We start from the raw sequence: 553 nt of genomic DNA on the forward strand, positions 1-553 counted from the left end.
CCACTACCAGCTCCAGGCCCTGGTGCTGGTGTCGTCGTTGGTGGCGGGGGATGTGCTGGTGGCCAGCCCGGACCAGGAGCGCGCCGGCTGTGTGTTCAGTACCCGGCTACAACTGATCGAGGCCGACCGGGTGAGCAACCCGAACGGTGGGCTGGATCAGGTCGACCTGGTCGACGGCGTCGAGTTTGATGGCCTGGGTGCGCCGATTGCTTACCACGTCTGCACCGGCTACCCCGGCGAATACCTGGCCGGGCGCACTCTGGCCTGGGAGCGGTTGACCGCCTTCGGGGCTGTTACCGGACGCCGCCGAGTGTTGCACGTCCTCGCAGACAAGGAGCGGCCCGGCCAGAAGCGCGGCATGCCCTACCTGGCCCCGGTGCTGGAGCCGTTGCAGAAGCTGGAGCGCTACAGCAGTGCCGAGCTGATGGCGGCGGTGATCTCGGCGATGTTCACTGTGTTCATCAAGAAAAGCTCCGAGTTCCCAACGAGCAATCTGCCGATGACGGCCTTGTCCGATGAACAGCCCGGGGGCGACAACACTTCGGACGGTGAG

Annotated in this window: 1 protein-coding gene; it reads left to right on the forward strand. The window is 65.8% G+C overall.

The features are described from left to right. On the forward strand, nucleotides 1–553 hold a 553-nt coding region (locus CAG11_RS33060; protein ID WP_143494913.1), incomplete at both ends, for a phage portal protein.

It is taken from the genome of Pseudomonas sp. B6(2017) (assembly GCF_002112765.1).
In the GTDB taxonomy this organism is placed as follows: domain Bacteria; phylum Pseudomonadota; class Gammaproteobacteria; order Pseudomonadales; family Pseudomonadaceae; genus Aquipseudomonas; species Aquipseudomonas piscis.